Here is a 25,153-nt window from a genome sequence, read left to right as displayed (position 1 = left end):
GTTGCCACTGGTTGCCGTTGACCCTAGCGTGTGCGCCATGGACTCCGGGAACGAGATCGTCGGGCGGGCAGTGACCATCTACGACGTCGCCACGGCCGCGGGCGTTGCCCCGTCGACGGTCTCGCGGGCGCTGGCACGGCCGGGCCGCGTGAGCGCCGTCACCGCCGCGAAGGTGCGCCGGGCGGCGGCCGAACTGGGCTATCAGCGCTCGTCCGCCGCGCCGACGCTTCCGCACGCCCCCTCCCGCCGGCTTGCGATGCTCGTCGCCGACATCGCCAATCCCGTGTTCGTCGAGGTGATCCGCGGGGCCGAGGCGGCCGCAGAGGCCGCCGACCATTCGCTCGTGCTCATCGACACCCGCGAGAGCAGCGTGCGGGAGCGGTTGGTCGAGCCGCTGCTGCCGATGCTCGACGGGCTCCTGCTCACCAGTCCGCGACTGTCGGACTCGGGAATCCGGATGCTCGCCAAGCAGCGCCCGGTCGTGGTGCTCAACCGGATCGTCCAGGGCCTGCCGTCGGTGCTCACGGATTCGGCGCGGGGGGCCCGGCGCGCGGTCGAGCATCTCGGTGCGCTCGGGCACGAGGAGGTGACCTACCTCGCTGGACCGGAGGCGTCGTGGACCGACGGTGTGCGCTGGCGGAGCATCCAGGAGGCGGGGATGGAGTTGTACCTGCGCACGAGGCGGATCGGGCCGCAGGAGCCGACCATCCAGGGCGGGCTACGCGCCGCGCGTCGCTGGGCCGCGCAGCCGACCACCGCCGTCGTGGCCTTCAACGACGTCATGGCGATCGGCTTCATCCAGGGGCTGCGGGCCCTGGGCATCGAGGTCCCGGGGGAGGTGAGCGTCGTCGGATTCGACAATTCCCAGGTCGGGTCGCTCACCACCCCCGCGCTCACCTCGGTCGCCTCCCCGCTGCGATCCCAGGGGGCGACCGCGACCCGCAACCTGCTCGCGATCATCGGGGGAGCCCGGCCGACGTCCGAACCGGTGCTGCTGCCCGTCAAGCTCGTGCCGCGGGCATCGACCGGCAAGGCCCGCCCCGGCCGGCTCGTCTTCCGCTAGGGCTGGCGCTGGTCGGCCGGCGCTGGTCGGTCGGCGCGGGTCACATGGACCGGCTTGCGTGCCGCCGCCCGGTCGCCTTGAGCACGATCGCGCCGAGCGCGGCGGCGAGCACGGAGCCGAGGATGACCCCGATGCGGGCGTGCTCGCCCTCGACGGCGGTGGGATCGAACGACAGCTGCGCGATGAGCAGCGAGACCGTGAACCCGACGCCCGCGAGCAGCGTCATCCCCGGCAGATCGCGCAGCCTCAGTCCGTCGCCGAGGAGGAGCGGGGTGAACGCGACGAGCAGGGCCGTCCCGCCCCAGATCCCGATGAACTTGCCGAGCGGGAGTGCGAGGCTGACGCCCACCGAGACGGGATCGGTCAGTACGGAGCCCAGCCCCCCGGCGTCCACGATGTTGATCCCCGCGGCGAAGAAGGCGAAGATCGGCAGCACGAAGCCCGCGGAGATCCAGTCGATCCGGCTCGCGAACCGGTCGACGAGCGGCATCGCCTCCTGCGGGCGGGTCGTGGCCGGCACGACGAGGCCCAGCAGCACGCCCGCGACCGTGGCGTGCACACCGGCGGCGTGCATGAGCGCCCACGCGAGCACCGCGAGGGGAACGAGGACCCACCAGTGCATGATCCGGGCCCGCAGCAGCAGGGCGAAGACCGCGATGGTCGCGAGCGAGGCGAGCAGCAGCAGGATGCTCACGTGGTCGGTGAAGGCCACGGCGATGATCGTGATGCCGAGCAGGTCGTCGACCACCGCCAGGGTGAGCAGGAAGGTGCGCAGCGCCGGTGGGAAGGAGCGCCCGAAGATGCCGAGCAGCGCGACCGCGAAGGCGATGTCGGTGGCGACCGGGATCGCCCAGCCCTGCCACACCTGGGCGCCGCTGACCCACTGGACGAGCAGATACACGGCGGCGGGGCCGAGCATCCCGCAGACGGCGGCGATGACCGGCACCGCGGCCCTGCGCAGGTTGTGGAGCGAGCCGTTGACGAATTCGTTCTTGAGCTCCAGGCCCACCACGAAGAAGAAGAGGGCGAGCAGGCCGTCCGCCGCCCACGTGGACAGCGAGAGCGACAGTCCCAGCGACTCCGGCCCGATCGTCACCGCCGACAGCGCGGCGTAGGTCTCGCGCCAGGGGGAGTTGGCCCACGCGAGGGCCACGACGGCGCCGCCCAGGAGGACCATGCCTGCGAAGGTCTCGGAGCCGAGTTTGCGGCGGTAGCCGGCGAGGGGGCCGCGAGGTGCAGGGGTGGTCGTCACGAGGGGTGCTTCTTTCGTCGTCGGGGCCGGCGGCGCGCGGCCATGTCACGGTACCCGGTCACCGGGCCGCCACCGGGCTCTCACCCGGTCCGGGGCGCTCAGCCCTCGTAGCGTTCGTGGTCGGCGCGGGCCAGCAGCTTCTCGCGCGTGGCCCACAGGCCGGCCGACGGGGTGGAGATGTAGAAGACCTCCTCGCCGTCCGGCATGGTGTTCCAGCCGTCCTTCATGACCGCCGGATCGTAGCGCCGCAGCGCCTCGTTCACGTCGAGGTAGCGGTAGCCGACCGACTCGATCTCCTCCCGGCCGAGGTGGCCGGGGGCGTACGTGATCGTGAACCGGCCCTCGCTCGACCCGTGCACGAGGTGGGCCGTGCCGTGGGGGATGTCCTGCATGTCCGCCTCGGTCCGGTACAGCTCGACCGCCTCCGCCTGGGAGATGTAGCCGTATTTGCGCACGAGGTCGTCGACCTCCGGCTGCTCACCGAACCGCTCGACCCCGGGTGCGATGACCACGAGCTCGCCGCCGTCGGCCAGCGCCATCCGCGTGCGGTACACCGCCTTGTTCGCGACCCAGGTCGCGCGGAACTCGTCGGCCTGCATGACCGCGACGATCTTGTGGGCGGGCTCGTCGAAGATCGTGAAGTTCTGGTCCCGGGAGGCGCGCGCGGCGTCGTAATAGGTCTCGAGGTCGTCGCCGACGTAGACGCCGGTGTGGGCCAGGCGGCCCTCGTCGTCGTAGTCCATGACCACCTGCAGGTACACGTCCGGCAGGTCGGCGAGGAAGTGCTCCTCGGCGTAGTTGAAGCAGGCCCGCACCGGGGTGAGGAGGTTGCCGAGGTTGTTCTCGATCCCGTACACGGCCGAGGCCATGTGGGAGGAGCCGAGCAGGCGCTTGCCGCCGAGTCCGATGAAGTAGTTCTTGTTGTGGTTGGCGAACCCGAGCACCTCGTGGGGCACGACGTGGCCGACGTTGACGATCAGATCCCACTGCTCGGTCATGAGCATCGTGTTCAGGTCGATCGGCATCTCCCAGTCGACCGCGCCGCCGGTCTGCTCCCGCACGAATTCGGCGGGCACGGTGCCGACGTGGGTCACGCCGTTCTTCCAGTCGTGGGCGTGGATGCGCTCCTCGGGGATCGACCCGAACATCCACTCGTTGTCGGCGCGGGTGTGGGGAACGTGCTGGCCGAGCGTGGGGATGACGTGCACCTCGGCCCCGGAATCCGTGAGCCGGTGATAGAGGTACTCGGTCATCCAGCCCGTGCCGGAGTGGGCGCGGGTGAGGTCGGGCGGCAGCAGCAGCACCCGGCGGTACTCGACGATGCCCAGCCGCTCGGCGGCCTCGTCGAGCAGGCGATCACACAGACTCTCGATCTCGGGCCGGGAGATGAACCGGGCCTCGTGCTTGAACCACGTCATGGCTCCCACCGTAGACGCCGGCCCGGGGTACACGGGAGCGAACACGGCCGCGGCCGGTCGCCGGGGGCGCGGATCCGAGCGATGACGCCGCTGCCGCCGTGGCAAGCGATGGCAACCTGTTGCCGTGGTCGCCGGCCGATCAGCACGATGTTGGGCATGCCTGCACCTGCACCGCTCACGGTCCACCCCGACCGCCTGCTCCCGGCCGACCCGACCGTCCGGGGGATCGCCCGGAGCCTGTACGAGCACACGAAGAGCCTGCCGATCATCTCCCCGCACTCTCACGTGCCCGCCGACTGGCTCTCCACGAACGAGCCCTTCGCCGACCCCACCCACCTGCTGCTCCAGCCCGACCACTACGCGCTGCGCCTCCTGCACGCGAACGGGGCGGACCTGTCGGATCTCGGTCGGGGACCGGGCGGGTTCGCCCCGCTGGCGGAGGAGGCGGCCCGGCGGGCCTGGCGGATCCTCTGCGAGAACTATCACGTCTTCCGCGGCACGCCCGTGAAGTACTGGTTCGACACCACCTTCGCCGAGGTGTTCGGGGTGAGCCGGGCGCCGAGCGCGCAGACCGCCGATGCGCTCTACGACGAGATCGCCGCGGCCCTGACGACCCCCGAGTTCCGCCCGCGCGCGCTCTTCGAGCGCTTCGGCATGAGCGTGCTGGCCACGACGGACGACCCGCTCGACGACCTGAGCGCGCACGCGGCGCTCGCCGCCGACGGCACGTTCACCGGGCGGGTGCTGCCCACATTCCGGCCCGACCGGTTCCTCGAGCCGGCCCGCGCCGACTGGCCCGACCTCGTGCGCCGGCTCGGCGAGGTGAGCGGCGTCGACACCGGTGACTACCGCGGCTACGTCGCGGCCCTGGAGAACCGCCGCGCCTATTTCAAGGCCCACGGCGCCGTCTCCAGCGACCACTCCCACGCCGACGCGGGCACCGAACCCCTCGAAGCCGGCGAGGCCGCGGTGATCTACGCCGCCGCCCTCGCGGGGGAGGCGACCCCCGCCCAGGCGACGGCGTTCCGTCGGCACATGGTCCACGAGATGGCCCGGATGGCCACCGAGGACGGCCTGGTCATGACGCTGCACCCGGCGGTGCGGCGCAACCACGACCCCCGCACCTTCGCCGAGTACGGCCCCGATACGGGCGCCGACATCCCTACGAGCGTCGAGTTCACCCACGCCCTGCAGCCGCTGCTCGGACGGTTCGGCAATCACCCCGACTTCACCCTCGTCGTCTTCACGATCGACGAGACGGTCTACTCCCGCGAGCTCGCCCCGATGGCCGGGTTCTACCGCTCGATGCACGTGGGCGTGCCCTGGTGGTTCCTCGACGCGCCGGACGCGATCCGGCGGTTCCGCGGCGCGGTGACCGAGACGGCCGGGTTCTACCGCACGTCGGGTTTCATCGACGACACCCGGGCGTTCCTCTCGATCCCGACCCGGCACGACATGGCCCGCCGGCTCGACGCCGGATATCTCGCCGGGCTCGTCGCCGAGCACCGGCTGAGCGAGGACGAGGCACACGCCGTCGCCCTCGACCTGGTCACGACCATCCCCGCGAAGGTGTTCAAGCTATGAAGAGACTCGCCCGCGACGTGTCGCACGAGCCCGCCCCCGTCCGCATCGTCCACCTGGGACTCGGGAACTTCTTCCGCGCCCATCAGGCGTGGTACACCGGCCGGGCGCCGGACGCCTCCGAGTGGGGCATCGCCGCGTTCACCGGTCGCCGCCCCGACGGGGCGCGCGTGCTCGCCCCCCAGGACGGCCTCTACACCCTCATCACCCGCGGTCCCGCTGAGGACTCGTTCGAGGTGGTCGACTCCGTCAGCGCCGTGCACACGGCGAGCGACCACGCCGCGCTGCTCGACTATTTCCGGGATCCGGAGGTCGCGCTCGTGACCATGACGGTGACCGAGGCCGGCTACCTGCACCGCGGCGGCGCGCTCGTGCTCGACGACGAGCAGGTCGTCGCCGACCTCGCGGCGCTCCGGGCCGATCCCTACCGCGCCGTGGTCACGGTGCCGGGGAAGCTCGTGGCCGGGCTGCTCGCCCGCCAGGTCGCCGGCGCCGGACCGATCACGCTGCTGCCGTGCGACAACCTGCCCGGGAACGGCGAGGTCGTCGAGCGGGTCGTGCGGGACTTCGCGGCCGCCGCCGACGGCGATCTGCTCGAGTGGATCGACGAGCACGTCGACTTCGCCTCGTCGATGGTCGACCGCATCACCCCCGCCGCCTCGGCCGAGGACGAGCGGACCGTGCGCGAGCACCTCGGGATGGAGGACGCGAGCCCGGTGCGCACGGAGCCGTTCAGCGAATGGGTCATGTCGGGCGCGTTCCCCGCCGGCCGGCCCCGCTGGGAGGACGCGGGGGCGAGCATCGTCGCCGACGTCGTCCCCTACGAGCAGCGCAAGCTGCTGCTGCTCAACGGCTCGCACTCGCTGCTCGCCTACAGCGGCCCGCTCCTCGGCCACGAGACCGTGGACGAGGCGATCGCCGATCCACGCTGTCGCGCATGGGTGAACGAGCTCTGGGACGACGCGACCGCCACCGTGCCGCTGCCGGTCGCCGAGGTGGCGGCCTACCGGAGCGCGCTGCTCGAACGGTTCGACAATCCCCGGATGGGCGACGCGCTCGCCCGCATCGCCATGGACGGCTCACAGAAGATCCCGGTCCGGATCGTGCCCGTGGTGCGCACCGAGCGGGGTGCCGGCCGGATGCCGACGGGCGCCGCCCGGGCGCTGGCCGCATGGATCGCGCACCTGCGCGGCCACGGCACCCCAGTGACGGACGTCGAGGGGGCAAGCTGGCAGGAGAGCGCCGCGGGGGAGGCGGGCGCCGCGGTCACGGCCGTGCTCGAGCGGCTCGGGATCGGCGGCGACGCGGACCTCGAGGAACTCGTAGGGCGGTACCTGGCGGAGTTCGAGCAGAACCGCCGCGCCTGACGCCCGGCGGTCGGGGCCTCCCAGTGGACCTGGGAGGCCCCGACCCCGTGACGCGGGGTCGGGACGACCCGGGTCCCGGCCGCTGGGGGAGCGGGGAGGGACCTACAGGTCGAAGTACATCTCGTACTCGTAGGGGTGCGGGCGCACCCGGATCGGGTCGACCTCGTGGGTGCGCTTGTAGTCGACCCACGTCTCGATGAGGTCGGGGGTGAACACGCCCCCCTCGGTCAGGTAGTCGTGGTCCGCCTCGAGGGCCTCGAGCACCTCGGGCAGCGACGCCGGCACCTGCTCGATCTGGGCGTGCTCGGCCGGGGGGAGCTCGTAGAGGTCCTTGTCGATCGGCTCGGGCGGCTCGATGCGGTTGCGGATCCCGTCGATCCCGGCCATGAGCATCGCCGAGAACGCGAGGTAGGGGTTCGCCGAGGGGTCCGGCACGCGGAACTCCACGCGCTTGGCCTTGGCGGAGGTGCCGGTCACGGGGATGCGGATGCACGCGGAGCGGTTCCGGGCCGAATACACGAGGTTGACCGGCGCCTCGAACCCCGGCACGAGCCGGTGGTAGGAGTTGACCGACGGGTTCGTGAACGCGAGCAGGCTCGGCGCGTGGGCGAGCAGGCCGCCGATGTACCAGCGGGCCAGGTCCGACAGGCCGCCATAGCCGCGCTCGTCGTAGAACAGCGGCCGGCCGCCCTTCCACAGGCTCTGGTGGCAGTGCATGCCCGAGCCGTTGTCGCCGAAGAGCGGCTTGGGCATGAACGTGGCCGCCTTGCTGTTGTTCCAGGCCACGTTCTTGATCACGTACTTGAACTTCATGAGGTCGTCGGCGCTGCGGCGCAGGGTGTCGAACGTGTAGTTGATCTCCTGCTGCCCGGCCGTGCCGACCTCGTGGTGGGCGCGCTCGACGTTGAGGCCCACCTGCCCGAGCACGCCGACCATCTCGTCACGCAGGTCGGCCATCTGGTCGTTCGGCCCGACCGGGAAGTAGCCGCCCTTGAAGCGGGTCTTGTAGCCGAGGTTGCCGCCGGGCTCCTCCCGGCCGGTGTTCCACGCGGCCTCGGCCGAGTCGATGTGATAGAAGCTCGACTGCGGCGTGGACTGGTAGCGAATGTCGTCGAAGACGTAGAACTCGGCCTCCGGGCCGAAGAACACCGTGTCGGCGATCCCGGTCGAGGCGAGGTAGGCCTCGGCCTTGGCGGCCACGGTGCGCGGGTCCCGGCTGTAGGGCTCACCGGTGAACGGGTCGACGATCGAGAAGTTCATCACGAGGGTCTTACGGGCGCGGAACGGGTCGACGTAGGCCGTGTCGACGTCCGGCACGAGCTTCATGTCGGATTCGTGGATCGCCTGGAAGCCCCGGATCGAGGAGCCGTCGAACATGAGCCCCTCGGTGAACGCCTCCGCGGCGAAGGCACCCACCGGCATGTTGAAGTGCTGCATCACCCCCGGCAGGTCACAGAACCGTATGTCCACGAACTCGACGTCGTTCTGCTGGATATACGCGATCGCTTCGTCGGGGCTGGTGAACATCCGCGGCTCCTCGGGGGGATGAGTGGGAGGGTGATCTGGTCTGCAATGCCGTCCGCGGTGCTCGCACGCCGCCCGGGCGGGTGGAGGCTGCGTCAGCGGCCGCGCATGCCCTTGCGGTCCGGCCGCGCCTTCATCGGGTCGACACCCTTGGGAATCGGCAGGCGGGACTGCTGCAGGGCACGCAGGCGCTTCGACACCTCGGCCACCTGCAGCTTCGTCAGCTGGGCCTTCTGCTTCTGCACGGCACGCGCGATCTTCGGCAGCGGCACCTGCCCCTCCCCACGACCGGCCTCGATCTCGATGACCGGCACGTTCGGCACGACGCGCGTGACCCGACGGGTCTCCTGGGTGAAGAGCTTGCGCACCCGGTGCGAGGGCCCCTCGGACACGAGCACGACGCCGGCGCGGCCCACGGCCCGGAACACCATGTCCTGATGGCGCGGGTCGACGGCGACCGGCTCGGACTCGATGTTCCAGCCCCGGCGGATCGTTCCGAGCGCGGCGGAGACGGCACCCGGCTGCCCCTCGATCCGCCCGTAGGCGTGCCGTTCGGCCTTGCGCCCGAGGATGAGCATCGCGATCGGCAGCGAGATCATGAATCCGAGGATGCCCGCGTAGATCGGGTGGTCGAGCAGGAACCCGACGGCCACGCCGAGGGCGGCCAGGCCGAGGATGATTCCCAGGAGCTTCCAGGTGATCGACGGTTCGGACCGGCGGACGTCCCGGAAGATCTCCCAGACCTGGTGGTACCACCGGCGCTTCTTGACCTTGGGGGCCTTCGGCTCGGTTGCGTTCTTCTTTGCCATGATGTGCACAGCGTACCGGGGAACGGCGACACGATCGCGCCCGGGCGCGGGCGTCGCTGTGGTGGTCGACACGCCCGGGGCGTAATCTTGTCTCCCATGGACATCCAGTGCGCGGCGGTCGTCGTCTGCGTGCGCCCGGGGGAGGAGTGGCCCACGGCCGCGGGCGGACGACGCGTGGTCGCCGCGTATCTGCGCTCCCCTGCCGCGGGTGCCGGGCCTGCCGACACTGCCGGCCCTGCCGAGACTGCTGGCAGGGCCGGTCGAGTCGCGGTGTACGACTATCCGGCCGGCGTCTCCCCGGCCGGCGCCGTGGGCGAGATCGCGGACCGGCACCGCGGCGAGGCCGCGGTCGCGGTCATGACGGAGGAGGAGCTCGCCGCGCTCGGCGTCTCGAGCGGCACCGCCCTGGCCGTCGACTCGGAGGGCTTCGTCCGCACCACCGCCTCCTGAGCCCGCGTCGGGTCGACCGGACGGTGTATCCGGGGGAGTTCCTGTGGATAACGGCCACGGCCCGGTTCGATCGGATTCGATGGTGCCATGTCCGGATCGGCCCCGTTCCCGCTTCCCGCCGCCGCGGCGGCGGACCTTCGCGTGCTGGGGCCGCTGGGCTTCGGCATCGGTGGCACGCTGTGGTCGGCGGCCCTTCCGGGCGGGGAGCGGGTCGCCGTCCGGCACGTCGCGCCGCCCGAGTCCGGCCGGCTGCGTTCCCGCGAGCGGTTCGAGGCCCTGACCGAGGTGCGCAGCGCCCACATCGCCCGGGTGCGGGAGGTGCGCCCGGTCGAGGGCGGCCTGCTCGTCGTCTCCGATCTGGTGCCCGGGCCCACGCTGGCGACCGTGCGGGCCGGAACGGCGGGCCTGAGCAGGCCCGAGTGCTGGCGCCTGCTCGTGGACCTGTGCGAGGGCCTGGCGGCCCTGCACGCGCGCGGACTCATCCACGGTGACGTGGCCCCGGCGAACATCGTGCTGTGCCCGACGATGGGCGACGGCCGGGTGCGCGAGGCACCGGAGGTTCGCGGGGTCGACGAGGGGAACGAGGGGCACGAGGGGCACGGTGGCCATCGGGGAACGCGCCCGGTGCTGGTCGACCTCGGCGGCTCCGGCGACTGGGAGGACGGAACGGCCGGATTCCGTGCGCCGGAACTGCGCACGGGCGCGCCCGCGGGTGCGGCGGCCGACGTCTGGTCCGCCGCGACGGTGGCCCTGTGGGCGGTGGCGGAGCACGAGCGTGCCCGGCTGAGCGCGGAGCTCGCGGCGGCGCTGGCCGCCGAGCCCGCCGCCCGGCCCACGGCGCGGGCGCTGCTCGACACCGGCCGAACCGTGGCGGCGGAGACGATCGAGATCCCGGACCCGGCCGGCCTGGCCCGGGCACGTCTGCGGGAGCAGGCTCAGCGAGATCCCACCCGGCTCGCCCGCGGCCACCGTGCCCGCCGTGCCCACCGTCCCCGCCGTGCCCCCAGTACCCGTCCCATTCGCCGTGCCGATCGGCACCGCCGACGACCCCGGCGCGACCCGGCCCGCAGCCCTGAGCGACCCCAGCTGCCCCACCTACCCCACCGGCGCGACCGGCAGGACCGGCAGGACGAGTACCACCGACGCTGGATCGTCCGGCTCGCGCGGGTCGTGGCGATCGCGGTCACGGCGGTCGCCGTCGCCCTCGGGGCGGGAACCATCGCCGGCGGCCCCGAACGGGCGCCCACCGGGCCCGAGGTGGGCCGGAGCGACGCCCCCGCGTCCACGGTCGAGCCGGCGGACGCCGTCCGTGCGCTCACACGACTACGAGACGCCGCCCTGAACGACGGCGACGGCCCGGCGCTGCTCCGGCTCGCCGCGCCGGGCTCGCCCGCGGAACGGGGCGACGCCGCCCTGGCGGAGGCGTTGAGGCGGCGCCACCCGCTCGATCTGGAGACCCGGACGGAGGTCGTCGCGATCGGCGGTTCGGCCGCGGCTCCACGGGTCCGAGTACTGCTCAGTCAGGAGAAGCACGAGCGGGTCGACGCGGCGGGCCGCACCTGGCAGGTGGCGGGCAGCGGGGCGAGGTGCGTCGAGCTGGAACTGTCCGCGTCGGCGGGCCGCTGGCGGGTGTGGGAGGTGGAGGCCTGCGGAATCGGCTGAGGGTCAGCGGCACATGACGGCGCGGGCGGCGGAGTCCACCTCCGGATGGACGAAGGAGTAGCCCAGCTCGGTCAGCACGTGCGGCACGGCGCGTTGGGAGCGGAGGATCTCCTCGCCGAAACCGTCGAGTGCGACCCGCAGGGCCCAGCCCGGCGCCCGGATGAGGGAGGGGCGGTGGGCGGCCCGGGCGAGTGCGGCGATGACGTCGCGGTTGCGGCTCGGGTGGGGCGCGGTGAGATTGACGGGGCCGACGTGATCGCTCTCGAGCACATGGATCACGGCGCCGACCCAGTCGTCGACGTGGATCCAGGCCCACCACTGCGTGCCCGGGCCGAGGGGGCCCGCCAGTCCCAGCTTGATGAGCGGGAGGAGCGGGCCCATGGCGCCGCCGTGGGGGCTGAGCACGATGCCCGTGCGGAGCGTGACCACCTCGGCCCCGGCCTCCCGCGCCGGCCCGGCCGCCGCCTCCCAGGCGCGGCACAGGTGGGCCAGTGGCGTGGAACCGGCGGGCATCGACTCGGTGAGGTCGTGCTCGCCGCCGTCGCCGTACCAGCCGATCGCCCCCGCCTGGAGGTAGCGGATCCGGGAGCCACCGGCCACCTTTCGGGCGATCGCCCGGGAGAGGGTCGACGTGGGACCGACCCGGGAGTCGAGGAGCAGCCGCTTGCGGGCGCGGGTCCAGCGGCGGTCCGAGACCCCGGCCCCGCCGAGGTTGATCACGGCGCTCACGCCGTCGAGGACCTCCCCGTCGAGGTCGCGGGAGGGGTCCCAGCGGACCTGGCCGGGCGCGGTGGGCTCGCGGCGCACGAGCCGGCGTATCGTCTGCCCGCGCGCGGCGAGCGATCGGGTCAGCGCGGATCCGAGGAGGCCGGAGGCGCCGGCGAGGAGGACGACCATGGTCGCGACCCTATCCGAGGACATGCCGAAGGGGACCCCGCGAGGTGCGGGGTCCCCTTCGAGTCGGTGCGCCGGTGCGCGGAGGGTCAGAGGCCCAGGTCGGCCTCGAACGCGCCCTCTTCGAGCCGGTTCTTGATCGCGGTGAGGAATCGCGCCGCGTCGGCGCCGTCCACGAGCCGGTGGTCGTAGGAGATCGCGAGGTAGACCATGTGGCGGATCGCGATCATGTCGGCGCCGTAGTCGTCGGCGACGACGACGGGCCGCTTGACGATCGTGCCGACACCGAGGATGCCGACCTGTGGCTGCAGCAGGATCGGGGTGTCGAAGAGCGCCCCGCCGCTGCCCGTGTTCGTGATCGTGAACGTGCCGCCGCTCAGCTCGTCCGGTCCGGCCTTGTTCGACCGGGTCCGGGCGGCGAGGTCGCCGATCTTCCGGGCGAACCCACCGATGTTCAGGTCGCCGGCGTCCTTGATCACGGGCACCACGAGGCCGCGCTCGGTGTCGACCGCGATGCCGAGGTTCTCGGAGCCGTGGTAGACGATCTCGTCGCCGTCGATGCTCGCGTTGAGCTTCGGGTAGGCCTTGAGCGCCTCGGTCGCGGCGAGCGTGAAGAACGGCAGGTAGGTGAGCTTGGCGCCCTCCCGGGCCAGGAACTCGTCCTTCGCGCGGGCCCGGAGACGGGCCACGTTGGTCATGTCGACCTCGAGCACGGTGGTGAGCTGCGCGCTCGTCTGCAGCGACTCCACCATCCGGGACGCGACGACCTTACGGAGCCGGGACATGGGCTCGCGGGTGCCGCGCAGCGGCGAGACCGGCTGCTTCGTGCTCGGCTTGGCCGGGACCGACTGCGCCGCAGGGGCAGCCGCCGACTGGGTCGACCGGGCCGCCTGGGCGGCTTCGGCCGCCTTGCGGGCCTCGGCGGCCTCGAGCACGTCCTGCTTGCGGATCCGTCCGCCGACGCCGGTGCCGGTCACCGACGACAGGTCCACACCGTTGTCCGCGGCGAGCTTGCGCACGAGCGGGGTCACGTAGGACGACGCGGCCACGGCCGCCGGCGCCGGTGTGCTCGGAGCGGCAGCGGACGCGGCAGGAGCCGCGGGTGCCGGCACGGGAGCCGAGGCGGCGGGTGCTGCGGGCGCCGGAGCCGCCGAGGCGGCAGGCGCTGCGGGAGCCGAGGCGGCCGGCGCGGCACTGGCCGGGGCGGCTGGTGCCGACGCGGCGGGGGCCGGGGCCCCGGAGCCGACGTAGGCGAGGGTCGTGCCGACCTCGACGGTCTCGTCCTCCCCGACGACGATCTCCAGCAGGGTGCCCTCGACCGGCGAGGGGACCTCGGTGTCGACCTTGTCGGTCGCCACCTCGAGCAGCGGCTCGTCCAGGGCGACGTCCTCGCCGACGGCCTTGAGCCAGCGCGTCACGGTTCCCTCGGTCACACTCTCACCGAGGGCAGGCATCGTGATGGCCTCACCGCTGCTGCCGCCGCCGGCGGGGGCGGACGGCTCGGCGGGAGCGGATTGTTCGGCGGGAGCGGGGGCCGCTGCCGCGGAGGCGGGCGCCGACGCCGGTGCTGATTGCGGTGCCGGCTCCGGGGCCGGGGAGGCCGGGGCGGACTGCGCGGGCTCGGCGGGAGCGGACTCCGCGCCGGCGCCGGAGCCGTCGCCGATGAGGACCAGGTCGGTCCCGACCTCGACGGTCTCGTCCTCCTCCACGAGGATCTTCTCGATCACGCCGGCGACCGGGGAGGGAACTTCGGTGTCGACCTTGTCGGTCGCGACCTCGAGCAGCGGCTCGTCGACCTCGATGGTGTCACCCACGGACTTCAGCCAACGGGTGACGGTGCCTTCGGTGACGCTCTCGCCGAGGGCCGGCATCTTCACAGACTGTGACATGAGGATGAGTCTCCTTTGCGGACTTCAGTTGTGGGAGTGCAGCGGCTTGCCGGCGAGTGCCAGCGCGGCCTCGCCCAGGGCCTCGTTCTGCGTCGGGTGGGCGTGGATGAGGTTGGCCACGTCTTCGGGGTAGGCCTCCCAGTTGACGATGAGCTGCCCCTCTCCGACCTGCTCACCCATGCGGGTGCCGAGCATGTGGACGCCGACGATCGGGCCGTCCTTGGCGCGGACGAGCTTGACGAAGCCGGTCGTGCCGAGGATGGAGCTCTTGCCGTTGCCGGCGAGGTTGTACTCGACGGTCTCGACCTCGCCGTGGGCCTCCTTGGCCTCGGCCTCGGTCAGGCCGACGGAGGCGACCTCGGGCTCGCAGTAGGTGACGCGGGGGATTCCCGACTCGACGATCGGCATCGGGTTCAGCCCGGCGATGTGCTCGGCCACGAAGATGCCGTGCGCGAAGCCGCGGTGGGCGAGCTGCAGGCCCGGAGTGATGTCTCCGACGGCGTAGATGTTGCCGACGCCGGTGTGGAGGTTGTCGTCGGTGAGCACGAAACCGCGCTCCATGCGCAGGCCCTGCGCCTCGTAGCCGAGGTCGGCCGTGGCGGGGCCGCGGCCGACGGCCACGAGCAGCACCTCGGCCTCGAGGGTCGTGCCGTCCTCGAGGCTGACGACGACGCCCTGGTCGTTCTGCTCGACGCCGGCGAAACGGACGCCGGTCGATGCCTTGATGCCGCGCTTGCGGAACGCCCGCTCGAGGCCCTTGCTCAGCGCGATGTCCTCGTTCGGTACGAGGTTCGGGAGCGCCTCGACCACGGTCACCTCGGCGCCGAAGGAGCGCCAGACGCTGGCGAACTCCACCCCGATGACGCCGCCCCCGAGGATGACGGCGCTGCCCGGGACGTAGTCGAGGGTGAGCGCCTGATCCGAGGTGATGACCCGGCCGCCGATCTCCAGGCCCGGCAGCGATCGCGCGTAGGAGCCGGAGGCGAGCACGATGTTCTTGCCCGTGAGGGTGCGGTCGCCGACCTGCACGGTGTTCGGGCCGGTCAGGGTGCCCCAGCCCTGCACGAGCTCCACCTTGCGGGCGGAGACGAGGCCTGCGAGGCCCTTGTACAGGCGGGAGACGACCCCGTCCTTGTAGCTGTTCACCTTGGGCATGTCGATACCTTCGAACGTGGCCTGCACGCCGAAGTCGCCGCTCGACTTGGCCGAATCGGCCACTTCCGCCGCATGCAGCAACGCCTTCGTGGGGATACAGCCGCGGTGGAGGCACGTGCCGCCCACCTTGTCGGCTTCCACCAGGGCAACGCTCATTCCGAGCTCGGCTCCCCGAAGGGCCGCGGCATAACCGCCGCTGCCGGCGCCCAGGATGACGAGGTCGTAGGTCTGGCTCACGCTCGCTCCTCAGTTCTCCCGCGGCGATCCGCCGCTCTATGGGATTGTGTCAGACCGGTGCGGTCGAGTGTCGCCGTCCACACCGATGGTCGTTCTGCTCCAGTCCATCTTGTCATCACCGGCACTGGGCCCCCAGCTCTATGGAGTGGCGATCTGGGTGGGATGCGTCACGCGGCCCGGCGGGCCGCATTCTCCAGGAGTGTCAGCAGCGTGCGCACCCCGGCGCCCGTGCCACCCTCGGCCTCGTAGTGGCGCGGCTTGCCGCTGTTGAACGAGGGGCCCGCGATGTCGAGGTGCGCCCACGGCCGCGAGCCCGTGAACTCCTTGAGGAAGAGGCCGGCCACGAGCATGCCCCCGAACCGCTCACCGATATTGGCCAGGTCGGCCACGGCCGAGTCGAGGGAGGCGCGCAACGCGACCGGCAGCGGCATCGGCCACATCTGCTCGCCGGCGGCATCCGCGGCCGCGATCACGTGCTCGCGGGCATCGTCGGTGCCCATGACCGCACTCACCTGGTTGCCGAGCGCGACCATCTGCGCACCCGTCAACGTGGCGATGTCGACGACCACGTCCGGATCCTCCTCGCCCGCGGCCACGAGTGCGTCGGCGAGCACGAGGCGGCCCTCGGCGTCGGTGTTGAGCACCTCGACGGTCGTGCCGCCCCGGATGGTGATGACGTCGGAGGGGCGCTGGGCCGTTCCCGAGGGCATGTTCTCGGCGAGGGCGAGCCAGCCGGTCACGCGCACACCCACGCCCAGCGCGGCGGCGGCGAGGACGGTGTGCAGCACCGCCGCGGCGCCCGCCATGTCGGACTTCATGGTCTCCATCCCCGCGGCGGGCTTGATCGAGAGCCCGCCCGAGTCGAACGTGATGCCCTTGCCCACGAGCGCGTAGTGTGCGGCCGGCTTGGCGGGGGTGTAGCTCAGCTTGACCAGGCGCGGACCGCGCTGCGACCCCTGGCCGACGCCGACGAGGCCGCCGTAACCACCCGCGCGCAGGTCGTCGCCCGCGACCACGGTCATCTTGATCCCCGTGCCCTTGACGAGGGCGCGCGCACGATCGGCGAAGCTCTCGGGGAACAGCACGTTCGGCGGGGTGTTGACCAGGTCGCGGGTGCCGTGGACGGCGGCGGCGACGACCCGGGCGCGGGCCAGGGCGTCCTTGGTCTGCTTGGGCTTGAGTGGGGTGGCGACCGTCACGTGGCCGAGGGGGAGTGTGCCTTCGGACGACGCCGCGCGGCTCTTCCCGCCCCTCGCCTCGAGCTCGGGGCGCACCCGGTAGGCGCCGAGGAGGGCGCCCTCGGCGACCGCGCCGAGCTGCTCGGGGGAGTGGGCCGGCAGCGCGAGCACGGCGCCGTCCCTGCCCGGGAGTGCGCGGGTGGCGGCGCCGGCGGCGCGGCGCAGGCTCTCGAGCGAGGGCTCCTCGGCCTCCGCGAGATCGCCGAGGCCGGTGAAGGCCACGAGCCGGGCGGCGACCGGCTCCGGGGCGGGCAGTCGGACGACCTCGTCGGCCTTCCCGGTCACCTCGAGCACGGCGATCGCCTGCTCCAGCGCCGCGCGGGCGGCGGGGGCGAACATGCCGGCGTTCGCCAGGCGCGCGGTGGTGCCCGCGGCGACCGCCACCACCAGGGCGTCGGCGCTCACTCGAGCCGGATCCTTCGAAGTCACATCGATGTTGGTCACCGGGTCATCCTAGGCGAGTCCACTAGGATCATCGGTTGTGCCGTTCCTCAACTGGATTCTCTTCGCCTGTTCCCTGGGCCTGGCGGCGTGGGCCGGTCTGCGCACCGCCCGCGATCAGCCCGTCGTCTTCAAGCAACTCATCGTCGCCGGCGGGATCCTCGTGCTCCTGTTCGCCACGATGATCGTCGCCGGCATCCAGCTCGGCCGCGGCCACGAGATCGCCGACGGGGTCACCTTCTGGGGCTACTTCATCGCGGCGGCGCTGCTGTTCCCGCTCGCCGGGGTGTGGGCGATCGCCGAGCGGACGAGGTGGAGTTCGGTCGTGCTCATCGTGGCGGGGGTCGCCTTCGCCGTCGTGCAGCTGCGCCTGCTGCAGCTGTGGGGCACGCTCGGCGCGATCACCCAGATCGGTGCCCCGTGAACGCCCCGCTCGACGGCGACCCCGCGGCCGGCGCCGCCGTACCCGACACCCGCAGGCCCGCCTACGGCGCCGGCCGGGCGCTCATCGCCGCCTACGGCGTGTTCGCCCTGGCGGCGAGCGCGCGGGCGAGCGTGCAGTTGATCCGGGACTCCTCGGAGGCACCGCTGGCGTACACGCTGTCGGCCTTCTCGGCGCTCGTGTACATCGCGGCCACGATCGCCCTCGCCCACAACGGCAGGCGGATGCGCCGCGTGGGCTGGATCGCGGTGGCGATCGAACTGGTCGGCGTGGTGCTCGTGGGCACTCTCAGCCTCACCCATCCCGAACTGTTCCAGCACGACTCGGTGTGGTCGTTGTACGGGCGCGGCTACGGATTCGTGCCGCTCGTGCTGCCGGTCCTCGGCATCACCTGGTTGTGGCGGTCGAGCCCCGGTCGGATAGCGGCCGGCGACACACATCGCTCGGGCCGGGCGGGCGCCGTCCGTCAGCGTGCGAATCGAGACGAACGACAGGAGAAGGCGTGAGCCCCTATCGGAAGCTGTTCGACAAGGTCCTCGTGCGGATGGATCCCGAACGCGCCCACCACGGTGCGGCCGCGCTCATCGCGGCCGCCGGGAGGGCGCCGCTGCGGCCCGTCGTCTCGGCGGCCCTGACCCGCACGGACGGTACGCCCGGTGGCGCCACGCGGGCGTGGGGCCGGGAGCTGGCCGGGCCGCTGGGGATCGCGGCCGGGTTCGACAAGGACGCCCGGATGGCGCTCGGGCTCGCGGCGATGGGGTTCGCGTTCGTCGAGGTCGGCACCGTGACGGCGCGGCCGCAGCCCGGGAACGAGCGTCCGCGGATGTTCCGTTTTCCGCAGGAGCGGGCGATCGTCAACCGGATGGGCTTCAACAACGAGGGCGCGGTCGCCGCGGCCGCACGGCTGCGGCGACTGCGGCGCACCCCGGCCGGCAAGGCGCTCGTGCTCGGGGCGAATATCGGCAAATCGAAGGTGACACCGGCGAGCGAGGCCGTCGGAGACTACGTGTTCAGCGCACGCCGGCTCGCCCCGTTCGTGGACTATCTCGTGGTGAACGTGTCGTCGCCGAACACGCCGGGGCTGCGGGACCTGCAGGCCTCCGAGTCCCTGCGGCCGATCCTGGACGCCGTGACTCAGCAGGCGGCGTATGCGGCGGGGCGCGACGTGCCGGTGCTGGTGAAGATCGCCCCGGACCTGGCCGATGCCGATATCGACGCGGTCGCGGACCTGGCGCGCGAGCTCGGCCTGGCGGGCGTGAGCGCCGTGAACACGACGATCGACCACGACCACGGCGCGGGCGGAATGAGCGGCCCGCTGCTCCTCGAGCGCGGACTCACCGTGGTCTCCCGGCTGCGCCGGCGGCTCGGCGTGGGACCGTTGATCATCGGAATGGGCGGGATCAGCTCGGCCACCGACGTGCGCGCCTACCTCGCGGCCGGCGCCGACCTGACACAGGCCTACACCGGCTTCATCTATGGGGGCCCGACCTGGCCCGGGCGGATCAACAGGGAGGCCGCGGGGCCTCGCTGAGCCGCTGAGGAACTGAGCCACTGGGCCAGTGGCCCACGGAGCCACTGAGCCACGGGGCTACGGGGCTACGGGGCTACGGCGGATCATGCGGCGACCCTGCGCGGGCGCTCTCGAGTGGTGGGTCGCAGCAGCCCGCCCGAGCAGTGGTCCCGGGTAGTGGTCCCGGGTAGGGGTCCCGGGTAGGGGTCCCGGGTAGGGGTCCCGGGTAGGGGTCCCGAGGTCGACATCAGTGCCGCGGGGGCGAGCCCGCGTCAGCCGGGTAGGCATGTTCGGGTGCCGTGATCGTGCTGCCGTCGATGCGGGTGAAACGCCAGTGGCCGTCCCGGCGGGCGATCGTGATCTCGCGTCGGTGGACGAGCTCGTGATGGGTCCAGCACAGGAGGATCCCGTGGCTCACGGCGGTGGGGCCGTCGTGTCTTCCCCACCACAGCGAGTGGTGGATCTCGCCGAATCCCGGTGGTTCGTGGCAGCCTGGATACTGACAATGTCGATCCCGAGCGATGACCGCGCGGGCCTGATTCGCCGGGAAGATGCGCTGTTCGCGGCCGACGTCCAGCACCGTGGACTCGGGACCGAACACGACCCGGGCCAGGGACGAATCACAGGCGAACCGAGCCAGTTGCGCCGGTGCCAACGGCGTTCCGTCGGGGAAGGTCGCCGGTTCCAGTCCGCGCATCCGCCCGGTGTCGAGCCGAGTGGAGATCACGGCGTCGTCGTCGGACGTTCGGGCCCGCGCCCACGTGTCCTCCATGTCCTCAGCGTCTCCCGTGGCCCCCGTGGCCTCCGTCTCCTCAGGGGGGCGCGTCGTGTCGGACTGCGGCGCGCCGGGGTCGGCACTGCCGACACTGCCGACAGTGCCGACAGTGCCGACATTGCCGACACTGCCGGCGGCGGCGACCATGGCCTCAAGGGTGAGCCAGGGGACCGTGATGGTCAGGTGGGGCCGAATCCGAGCGGAGGACTGCTGCCGCCCGGCGGTGAGCGATTCCTGCGCGAGGGAGGTGAGGGCTGCGGCGCGTCGTTGGGCGGGGGTGCGGGCGTCGTCAGCGCTGGGCCGGCCCAGGTGCGCCGAGAGCGCCTCCTGCACGAGGCGCCCGCTTCCGGGGTCGAGCCAGCCGGTCAGGTGATAGCCGCCGGTGGTCTCGGCCAACGTGACCTGCTCCTTCGCGCCGTCCTCGCGCCAGGCGCGGTCCGCCGCCTGCGGATCGGCGGCGATCGCCCAGGCCTGGCCGATCCGGGCGAACGTGGTGGCGTCGAGACCCCGGGCATGACTCAGGAGGAAGTCCTCTCCGGCCTCGTCGCTGCGGAGCTGTTCGCGCATCCGCCCGGTCCGCGTGGTCTCGCGTACGAGAACAGCGACGTGGTCGGCGCCGACCTGCCCGGCGCGCAGCGCGTCGAATGTACCCGGGAGGTGGTCGCGCAGGCTGCGCGCGGTCCGCACCGTCCGCAGCGCGCTCCCGCGGCTGGCACCCGTATGGGTCTGGAGCCAGACCGGCAGGGTCCGCGACCCGTCCAGAGCCCACAGTCCGTCGGATTCGGCAGCGGCGGTCACCCGTGCCTGCAGTGCCTCGAGCCGGCGGGTCAGCTGCTCCACGCCGGTGAGGGCATCGAGCGCGGACTGCCCCGGGGCGCCGGCCCAGTCCAGTCCGGCCAGGGCCTCCACCTCGTCCGTGAGCCGTTCCAGGGCGGCGACCGCGGCGGCGTCTGCCACCTGACCGTCGCGCCGGCGAACTGCGGTGTCACCCGTGCTGAGGTCCTCGTCCGGGGACTCGGTCACACGACTGTCCCCCGATGCGGGGCGGTCGCCCGGCGCGGAGCCGGGCCTCACGATCGTCATGATCACCACGCTCCTTTCGCCTCCGTCAGCGGGAACCATCACCATCCATACTATCGAACAGATGTGCTAATCACAAGGGTTGGCGCGATATCGACCCGAGACAGTCTCGCCACGACCGTGTACCCCGCGGCGCGCCCCCGTTCCGCTGCCCGACTCGCATCAAGGGCCGGCGGGATCAGGACCCGATCGGCTTGTGAGACGGCGCCGGGCAGGCCGGACTTCGAGCGACACCTGGTCAACTCCCGCGTCGCGTGACGTCGACCCCACCCTCCCGGAGACGTGGGCGGTCGATCACGATGCCACGGACGCGCTGGTGCGAGTGCCCGCGGGACCAGCGCGCATGCGAGAGGGTGGGAGAGCGTCGTCTCGGCCTCCCGACACCACGGGGCGACGTGAACAGGGTGAGCCGCGGGCCCGCCCGGCCTACCCGACGACCGGAGCCGTGGACTCACGCGCGAGGGCGCGCATGAGCCGACCGCCGCCGGCCGCAGCCGGCGCGCCGCCGGGGGTACGGCGGGCTACCCCATGCGACGGGGGTCGACCGCACGAGGCCGCGGGCGTCGTCCGTACGCGTGAGCGAGGACCGGAACCGGTCGCCTCCCGCTCAGTGCGGGAACTCGCCCCTCTTGACCTGCGGCTTGGGCAGGCGCATCCGGCGCATCTGCATCGCGCGGCCCACCGCGTACATGTGGGTGCCCCGCGCCGACCCGAACTTCTTGATCAGTTCCTTCTTGATCGCGAACGAGACCCAGACGGCGTGGGCGAGGGTGGCCAGCACCACGACGTAGAGAGCGATGAGGATGAGGACGCCCGCCTCGGGGGAGAGGACGCTCTGGGCCACGAGGAGCACGAGCACGATCACGAGGGTCAGCGGGAAGAACCACTCGCCGAGCATGAATCGGGCGTCGACGGAGTCGCGGATATAGCGCCGGACGGGGCCGCGGTGGGCCGCAGGGAGATGTTGCTCATCGCCCGTGACCAGGGCCTCGTTCACCTTCATGCGCTCGATCCGTGCCGCTTCGCGTGCCGCGCGCTTGTCGGCCTTCGGATCCGCCGAGATCAGGGGAGAGCGATTGCGAGCCTCCGCCTCCTTGCGGGAGGGCGTGGGACGGCCCTTCCCGCCGAGCAGGGGCGTCTCTTCAACCGGGGCGGCCTCAGCCGACTTCTTGCGTCCGAACACACGGCCAGTCTACTGGGCATGTGGGCCGGGGCAGACGGCGAGGCTGTGCGCCCGGTGGCCGACGAGGTTGTGCACAGGGGCCGTCGGCGTGCTGCGGGATCGGGTCGGATTGTCTACCGTGGGGTGATGCTGACCAGAGTCGGGAGCAGACGAACGGGGATCGCGGCGACGATCCTCGCGGGGACCATGCTGGTGACGGGCTGCTCGGGCGGCGACGAGCCGTCGGCCGGCCCGCCGACCACAGACACGGCAGGCCCGACGACGACGGCGCCACCGACGACCGAACAGACGACGCCCAGCGAGGAGCCGGTACCCGAACCGAATCCGCTTCCCAAACCGGAAAGGCCCGCCGCGATGGACGACACCGGTGCAAAGGGCGCCATCGCCGCAGCCGAATACTTTCTCGAGCTTCACAATTACGCCGCCTCCACTGGAGATATATCCGACTTTCAAGCTATGGGCCGTGACGCGTGCGATTTCTGCAACGCGATGACCGCAACATTTAAGGACGTTTACAGCAACGATGGTTGGATTGTTGGAATATCGGCTCATATTTCTAACCCGGTCGCCACTCGCACCATTGATGACTTGGCATATGAGGTAGCTTTCGACTTAAATCTTGACAGCGGAGCCTCCTACACGAACGAGGGTCTAGTCAAACGATACGGTGAAAGCCAAGAGGTCGGCACACGTATCGTCGTTCAACATTTTGCGGATTGGCAGGTCGTGGCTCTCTTTTCGGGAACGGAGATAGAATGATCCGCGCTCTGGCAGTTGCGATGACACTCGTGGGGATCGCCGGGCTCGGGCTAGATACCAGCTTCGACGACTGGGATGACCCCGATACGGCGTGGAAAGGGAACACTGACGGCGACCAAGCGACGATAGGAATTGGCGAGGTCGACCAGCATAATCCTGGTGCTGATCGGAGCGCCGGCGGTGCGCCGGATTGGGAGCCTGGTGGTGCTGCGGTGGATGAGCCGGGCGATCCGGTGGATGCGGATCGGTGGTTGTCGCAGTGTTCGAGTCTGGGGGACCGGTTGTACTGCGGGATCGAGTTCGAGCTGAACTCGGACGACCCATGGGCCGCGGGCCCACCGGAGGAGCCGATCGACATCGTCGCTGCGGTGCTGGCACGAATCGAGCTGGCGACGTTCACGATCGAGCCGTCACCGATCCACGTCCAGCCCGCCGGTGGCCAGGTGCTGGTGGGGATGTACACGATCTTCTACACCGAACCGACGGTTCAGCGCTTCTCCACGAGGCTGCTCGATCGCCGTGTCGTGCTCGAGGTCGAACCCGTCCAGTACGTATGGGACTTCGGCGACGACACCGACCCGGTCACCACGACCGACCCGGGCCAGGCCTACCCGCAGCACACGATCACCCACACCTACACCTCCCAGGCCACCGTGACCCCCGAACTCGCGACCCGCTGGGTCGGACGCGTCTGGATCGAGGGAATCGGAGGCTGGTTCGCCGTCCGCGGCCAAGGCCTCACCACCGGCCACGGCACCCCGATCGAGACCATCACCAAACAAAACCGCCTCGTCGCCGGTCGGTGACGCTCGCACTGATCGGGGCCAAGCTGTCCACAGGGCAGCCGGGGTGGCTGCGAGATCGACCCCGAGTGTCTACCGTGGGGTGATGCTGACCAGAGTCGGGAGCAGACGAACGGGGATCGCGGCGACGATCCTCGCGGGGACCATGCTGGTGACGGGCTGCTCGGGCGGCGACGAGCCGTCGGCCGGCCCGCCGACCACAGACACGGCAGGCCCGACGACGACGGAGCCACCGACGACCGAGCAGACGACGCCCAGCGAGGAGCCGGTAACCGAACCGAGTCCGCTTCCCAAACCGGAACGACCCGCCGCGATGGAAGACACCGGCAAGAAGGGCGCCATCGCCGCAGCCGAATACTTCTTCGACCTGTACAACTATGCGGCGTCGACCGGAGACGTCGAAAGCTTTCTCGCCATGGGCCATACAAGTTGTGATTTTTGCACCAAGACTGCGAGCCAATTTTCCGCGCGCTACGACGCCGGCCAATGGCTTACAGGATTGATCGCGACTCCTCGACACCTGACCGCGAAGCGGACCATCGACGATTTGGCATACGAAGTAACACTCGACATCGAGGTCTCAGCCGGCACCGTGTACTCCGAGAGCGGTCTCGAATCGTCCGTAAAAGCGTTAAGCCAGCAGGACGCCAGGATCATCATGCAACATTTTGACGACTGGAGAGCAATTGGCTACTTTTCAGGAATTGATGCCCAATGAAGACAGTCGGTCTGATCGCCATCGCATTGGCCATGGGCACACTAATTCCGGACGGAGATCTCGACAATCCGTTTGAAGCGAACGTTGACGGAGATACCGCAAATGTCGGCCTCGGCGACCCGGGCGGCGCCCCACATCCAAAGCCTCAAGATCCTCGATCTGGGAACGGCGGTGCGCCCGAGTGGGAGCCTGGTGGTGCTGCGGTGGATGAGCCGGGCGATCCGGTGGATGCGGATCGGTGGTTGTCGCAGTGTTCGAGTCTGGGGGACCGGTTGTACTGCGGGATCGAGTTCGAGCTGAACTCGGACGACCCGTGGGCCGCGGGCCCACCGGAGGAGCCGATCGACATCGTCGCTGCGGTGCTGGCACGAATCGAACTGGCGACGTTCACGATCGAGCCGTCACCGATCCACGTCCAGCCCGCCGGTGGCCAGGTGCTGGTGGGGATGTACACGATCTTCTACACCGAACCGACGGTTCAGCGCTTCTCCACGACCCTGCTCGATCGCCGTGTCGTGCTCGAGGTCGAACCCGTCCAGTACGTATGGGACTTCGGCGACGACACCGACCCGGTCACCACGACCGACCCGGGCCAGGCCTACCCGCAGCACACGATCACCCACACCTACACCTCCCAGGCCACCGTGACCCCCGAACTCGCGACCCGCTGGGTCGGACGCGTCTGGATCGAGGGAATCGGAGGCTGGTTCGCCGTCCGCGGCCAAGGCCTCACCACCGGCCACGGCACCCCGATCGAGACCATCACCAAACAAAACCGCCTCGTCGCGGGGGAGTAGCCGCCACCGATGTCCTGCGACATAACGGCCACCGGCGACGCGGTCGACCTCCCCACCGCGACGTGCCCACGTCGACGGAAGAGGCCGGCCGCGAGGCCGATCACAC

General features: G+C 71.2%; 22 protein-coding genes. 12 read left to right on the top strand and 10 right to left on the bottom strand.

What is annotated here, in order from left to right:
- Positions 1-37 precede the first annotated feature (37 nt).
- The gene (locus GCE65_RS08165; protein ID WP_153878037.1) at positions 38-1,063 is read left to right on the top strand and encodes a LacI family DNA-binding transcriptional regulator; all 1,026 of its coding nucleotides are present in this window, start codon (positions 38-40) and stop codon (positions 1,061-1,063) included.
- 40 nt (positions 1,064-1,103) lie between these two features.
- On the opposite strand, the gene nhaA is transcribed toward GCE65_RS08165, so the two are convergent.
- The gene (gene nhaA / locus GCE65_RS08160) at positions 1,104-2,315 is read right to left on the bottom strand and encodes a Na+/H+ antiporter NhaA (RefSeq protein ID WP_153878036.1); all 1,212 of its coding nucleotides are present in this window, start codon (positions 2,313-2,315) and stop codon (positions 1,104-1,106) included.
- A gap of 98 nt (positions 2,316-2,413) precedes the next feature.
- Positions 2,414-3,733, bottom strand: a complete 1,320-nt coding sequence (locus GCE65_RS08155) for a lactate racemase domain-containing protein (protein ID WP_152819021.1) — start codon at positions 3,731-3,733, stop codon at positions 2,414-2,416.
- Positions 3,734-3,889: 156 nt separating this feature from the next.
- Between GCE65_RS08155 and uxaC the strand changes: the two genes are divergently transcribed.
- Positions 3,890-5,317, top strand: a complete 1,428-nt coding sequence (gene uxaC, locus GCE65_RS08150; RefSeq protein WP_153878035.1) for a glucuronate isomerase — start codon at positions 3,890-3,892, stop codon at positions 5,315-5,317.
- A complete protein-coding gene (locus GCE65_RS08145; RefSeq protein ID WP_153878034.1) occupies positions 5,314-6,681 on the top strand; it encodes a mannitol dehydrogenase family protein in 1,368 nt (455 codons plus the stop codon). Before uxaC ends, GCE65_RS08145 begins: the two co-directional genes overlap by 4 nt.
- Positions 6,682-6,783: 102 nt before the next feature.
- Here the strand turns inward: GCE65_RS08145 and glnA are convergent, their stop codons facing one another.
- Together glnA and GCE65_RS08135 are read right to left on the bottom strand one after the other, a co-directional pair.
- On the bottom strand, positions 6,784-8,208 hold the full coding sequence (gene glnA / locus GCE65_RS08140; RefSeq protein ID WP_152819025.1) for a type I glutamate--ammonia ligase: 1,425 nt from the start codon (positions 8,206-8,208) through the stop codon (positions 6,784-6,786).
- Positions 8,209-8,300: 92 nt separating this feature from the next.
- Positions 8,301-9,014 carry a DUF4191 domain-containing protein gene (locus GCE65_RS08135; protein WP_152819027.1) on the bottom strand — a complete coding sequence of 238 codons (714 nt, stop codon included), beginning with the start codon at positions 9,012-9,014 and terminating at the stop codon, positions 8,301-8,303.
- Between the two features lie 96 nt (positions 9,015-9,110).
- Here GCE65_RS08135 and GCE65_RS08130 point away from each other — a divergent pair, with 96 nt between their 5' ends.
- Together GCE65_RS08130 and GCE65_RS08125 are read left to right on the top strand one after the other, a co-directional pair.
- On the top strand, positions 9,111-9,464 hold the full coding sequence (locus GCE65_RS08130; protein ID WP_152819029.1) for a hypothetical protein: 354 nt from the start codon (positions 9,111-9,113) through the stop codon (positions 9,462-9,464).
- A gap of 87 nt (positions 9,465-9,551) precedes the next feature.
- Positions 9,552-11,126, top strand: coding sequence for a protein kinase (locus tag GCE65_RS08125; protein WP_153878033.1), 1,575 nt, complete (start codon positions 9,552-9,554; stop codon positions 11,124-11,126).
- 3 nt (positions 11,127-11,129) lie between these two features.
- Here GCE65_RS08125 and GCE65_RS08120 read toward each other — a convergent pair whose 3' ends face one another.
- The 4 genes from GCE65_RS08120 to GCE65_RS08105 form a co-directional block, all read right to left on the bottom strand.
- Complete coding sequence (locus GCE65_RS08120; RefSeq protein ID WP_153878032.1) at positions 11,130-12,023, bottom strand: TIGR01777 family oxidoreductase; 894 nt, start codon at positions 12,021-12,023, stop codon at positions 11,130-11,132.
- Between the two features lie 86 nt (positions 12,024-12,109).
- Complete coding sequence (gene sucB, locus GCE65_RS08115) at positions 12,110-13,909, bottom strand: 2-oxoglutarate dehydrogenase, E2 component, dihydrolipoamide succinyltransferase (protein WP_153878031.1); 1,800 nt, start codon at positions 13,907-13,909, stop codon at positions 12,110-12,112.
- A gap of 24 nt (positions 13,910-13,933) precedes the next feature.
- Complete coding sequence (lpdA, locus tag GCE65_RS08110) at positions 13,934-15,301, bottom strand: dihydrolipoyl dehydrogenase (protein WP_153878030.1); 1,368 nt, start codon at positions 15,299-15,301, stop codon at positions 13,934-13,936.
- A 167-nt stretch (positions 15,302-15,468) separates the two neighbouring features.
- A complete protein-coding gene (locus tag GCE65_RS08105) occupies positions 15,469-16,983 on the bottom strand; it encodes a leucyl aminopeptidase (RefSeq protein ID WP_153878029.1) in 1,515 nt (504 codons plus the stop codon).
- Between the two features lie 37 nt (positions 16,984-17,020).
- On the opposite strand from GCE65_RS08105, the gene GCE65_RS08100 reads away from it, so the two are divergent.
- Genes GCE65_RS08100 through GCE65_RS08090 form a run of 3 tightly spaced genes read left to right on the top strand, consistent with a single transcriptional unit; the run spans position 17,021 to position 18,953 of the window.
- Positions 17,021-17,404, top strand: a complete 384-nt coding sequence (locus tag GCE65_RS08100) for a hypothetical protein (protein ID WP_152819037.1) — start codon at positions 17,021-17,023, stop codon at positions 17,402-17,404.
- Positions 17,401-17,928, top strand: coding sequence for a hypothetical protein (locus GCE65_RS16590; RefSeq protein WP_228760171.1), 528 nt, complete (start codon positions 17,401-17,403; stop codon positions 17,926-17,928). The genes GCE65_RS08100 and GCE65_RS16590 overlap by 4 nt, the downstream gene beginning before the upstream one ends.
- The gene (locus tag GCE65_RS08090; protein ID WP_153878028.1) at positions 17,925-18,953 is read left to right on the top strand and encodes a quinone-dependent dihydroorotate dehydrogenase; all 1,029 of its coding nucleotides are present in this window, start codon (positions 17,925-17,927) and stop codon (positions 18,951-18,953) included. The genes GCE65_RS16590 and GCE65_RS08090 overlap by 4 nt, the downstream gene beginning before the upstream one ends.
- Positions 18,954-19,179: 226 nt before the next feature.
- On the opposite strand, the gene GCE65_RS08085 is transcribed toward GCE65_RS08090, so the two are convergent.
- Positions 19,180-20,790, bottom strand: a complete 1,611-nt coding sequence (locus GCE65_RS08085; protein ID WP_194928871.1) for an HNH endonuclease signature motif containing protein — start codon at positions 20,788-20,790, stop codon at positions 19,180-19,182.
- A 604-nt stretch (positions 20,791-21,394) separates the two neighbouring features.
- Positions 21,395-21,970: a DUF3043 domain-containing protein gene (locus tag GCE65_RS08080; protein ID WP_153878026.1), complete on the bottom strand. Its 576-nt coding sequence runs from the start codon at positions 21,968-21,970 to the stop codon at positions 21,395-21,397.
- 126 nt (positions 21,971-22,096) lie between these two features.
- Here GCE65_RS08080 and GCE65_RS08075 point away from each other — a divergent pair, with 126 nt between their 5' ends.
- The 4 genes from GCE65_RS08075 (at position 22,097) to GCE65_RS08060 (ending at position 25,047) form a co-directional block, all read left to right on the top strand.
- Positions 22,097-22,729, top strand: a complete 633-nt coding sequence (locus GCE65_RS08075; RefSeq protein WP_153878025.1) for a DUF6318 family protein — start codon at positions 22,097-22,099, stop codon at positions 22,727-22,729.
- Positions 22,726-23,535 carry a hypothetical protein gene (locus GCE65_RS08070; RefSeq protein WP_153878024.1) on the top strand — a complete coding sequence of 270 codons (810 nt, stop codon included), beginning with the start codon at positions 22,726-22,728 and terminating at the stop codon, positions 23,533-23,535. The genes GCE65_RS08075 and GCE65_RS08070 overlap by 4 nt, the downstream gene beginning before the upstream one ends.
- Positions 23,536-23,617: 82 nt before the next feature.
- Entirely contained in the window at positions 23,618-24,250 is a 633-nt protein-coding gene (locus tag GCE65_RS08065) for a DUF6318 family protein (protein WP_153878023.1), read from the top strand.
- Entirely contained in the window at positions 24,247-25,047 is an 801-nt protein-coding gene (locus GCE65_RS08060; protein ID WP_153878022.1) for a hypothetical protein, read from the top strand. The genes GCE65_RS08065 and GCE65_RS08060 overlap by 4 nt, the downstream gene beginning before the upstream one ends.
- Positions 25,048-25,153 lie beyond the last annotated feature (106 nt).

This window comes from Pseudactinotalea sp. HY158 (genome assembly GCF_009660225.1).
Classification (GTDB): Bacteria; Actinomycetota; Actinomycetes; order Actinomycetales; family Beutenbergiaceae; genus HY158.
Note: the sequence above shows the minus strand (reverse complement) of the source record. Positions and strands in the feature narration are given on the sequence as shown.

Bases quoted from the DNA above. Each gene is read 5' to 3' on its own strand.
- GCE65_RS08085 (WP_194928871.1), bottom strand. From the start codon at position 20,790: ATGACGATCGTGAGGCCCGGCTCCGCGCCGGGCGACCGCCCCGCATCG.
- GCE65_RS08165 (WP_153878037.1), top strand. From the start codon at position 38: ATGGACTCCGGGAACGAGATCGTCGGGCGGGCAGTGACCATCTACGAC.
- GCE65_RS08075 (WP_153878025.1), top strand. From the start codon at position 22,097: ATGCTGACCAGAGTCGGGAGCAGACGAACGGGGATCGCGGCGACGATC.
- GCE65_RS08060 (WP_153878022.1), top strand. From the start codon at position 24,247: ATGAAGACAGTCGGTCTGATCGCCATCGCATTGGCCATGGGCACACTA.
- GCE65_RS08155 (WP_152819021.1), bottom strand. From the start codon at position 3,733: ATGACGTGGTTCAAGCACGAGGCCCGGTTCATCTCCCGGCCCGAGATC.
- glnA (WP_152819025.1), bottom strand. From the start codon at position 8,208: ATGTTCACCAGCCCCGACGAAGCGATCGCGTATATCCAGCAGAACGAC.
- GCE65_RS08145 (WP_153878034.1), top strand. From the start codon at position 5,314: ATGAAGAGACTCGCCCGCGACGTGTCGCACGAGCCCGCCCCCGTCCGC.
- GCE65_RS08065 (WP_153878023.1), top strand. From the start codon at position 23,618: ATGCTGACCAGAGTCGGGAGCAGACGAACGGGGATCGCGGCGACGATC.
- GCE65_RS08125 (WP_153878033.1), top strand. From the start codon at position 9,552: ATGTCCGGATCGGCCCCGTTCCCGCTTCCCGCCGCCGCGGCGGCGGAC.
- sucB (WP_153878031.1), bottom strand. From the start codon at position 13,909: ATGTCACAGTCTGTGAAGATGCCGGCCCTCGGCGAGAGCGTCACCGAA.
- GCE65_RS08070 (WP_153878024.1), top strand. From the start codon at position 22,726: ATGATCCGCGCTCTGGCAGTTGCGATGACACTCGTGGGGATCGCCGGG.
- GCE65_RS08130 (WP_152819029.1), top strand. From the start codon at position 9,111: ATGGACATCCAGTGCGCGGCGGTCGTCGTCTGCGTGCGCCCGGGGGAG.
- GCE65_RS08135 (WP_152819027.1), bottom strand. From the start codon at position 9,014: ATGGCAAAGAAGAACGCAACCGAGCCGAAGGCCCCCAAGGTCAAGAAG.
- GCE65_RS08120 (WP_153878032.1), bottom strand. From the start codon at position 12,023: ATGGTCGTCCTCCTCGCCGGCGCCTCCGGCCTCCTCGGATCCGCGCTG.
- uxaC (WP_153878035.1), top strand. From the start codon at position 3,890: ATGCCTGCACCTGCACCGCTCACGGTCCACCCCGACCGCCTGCTCCCG.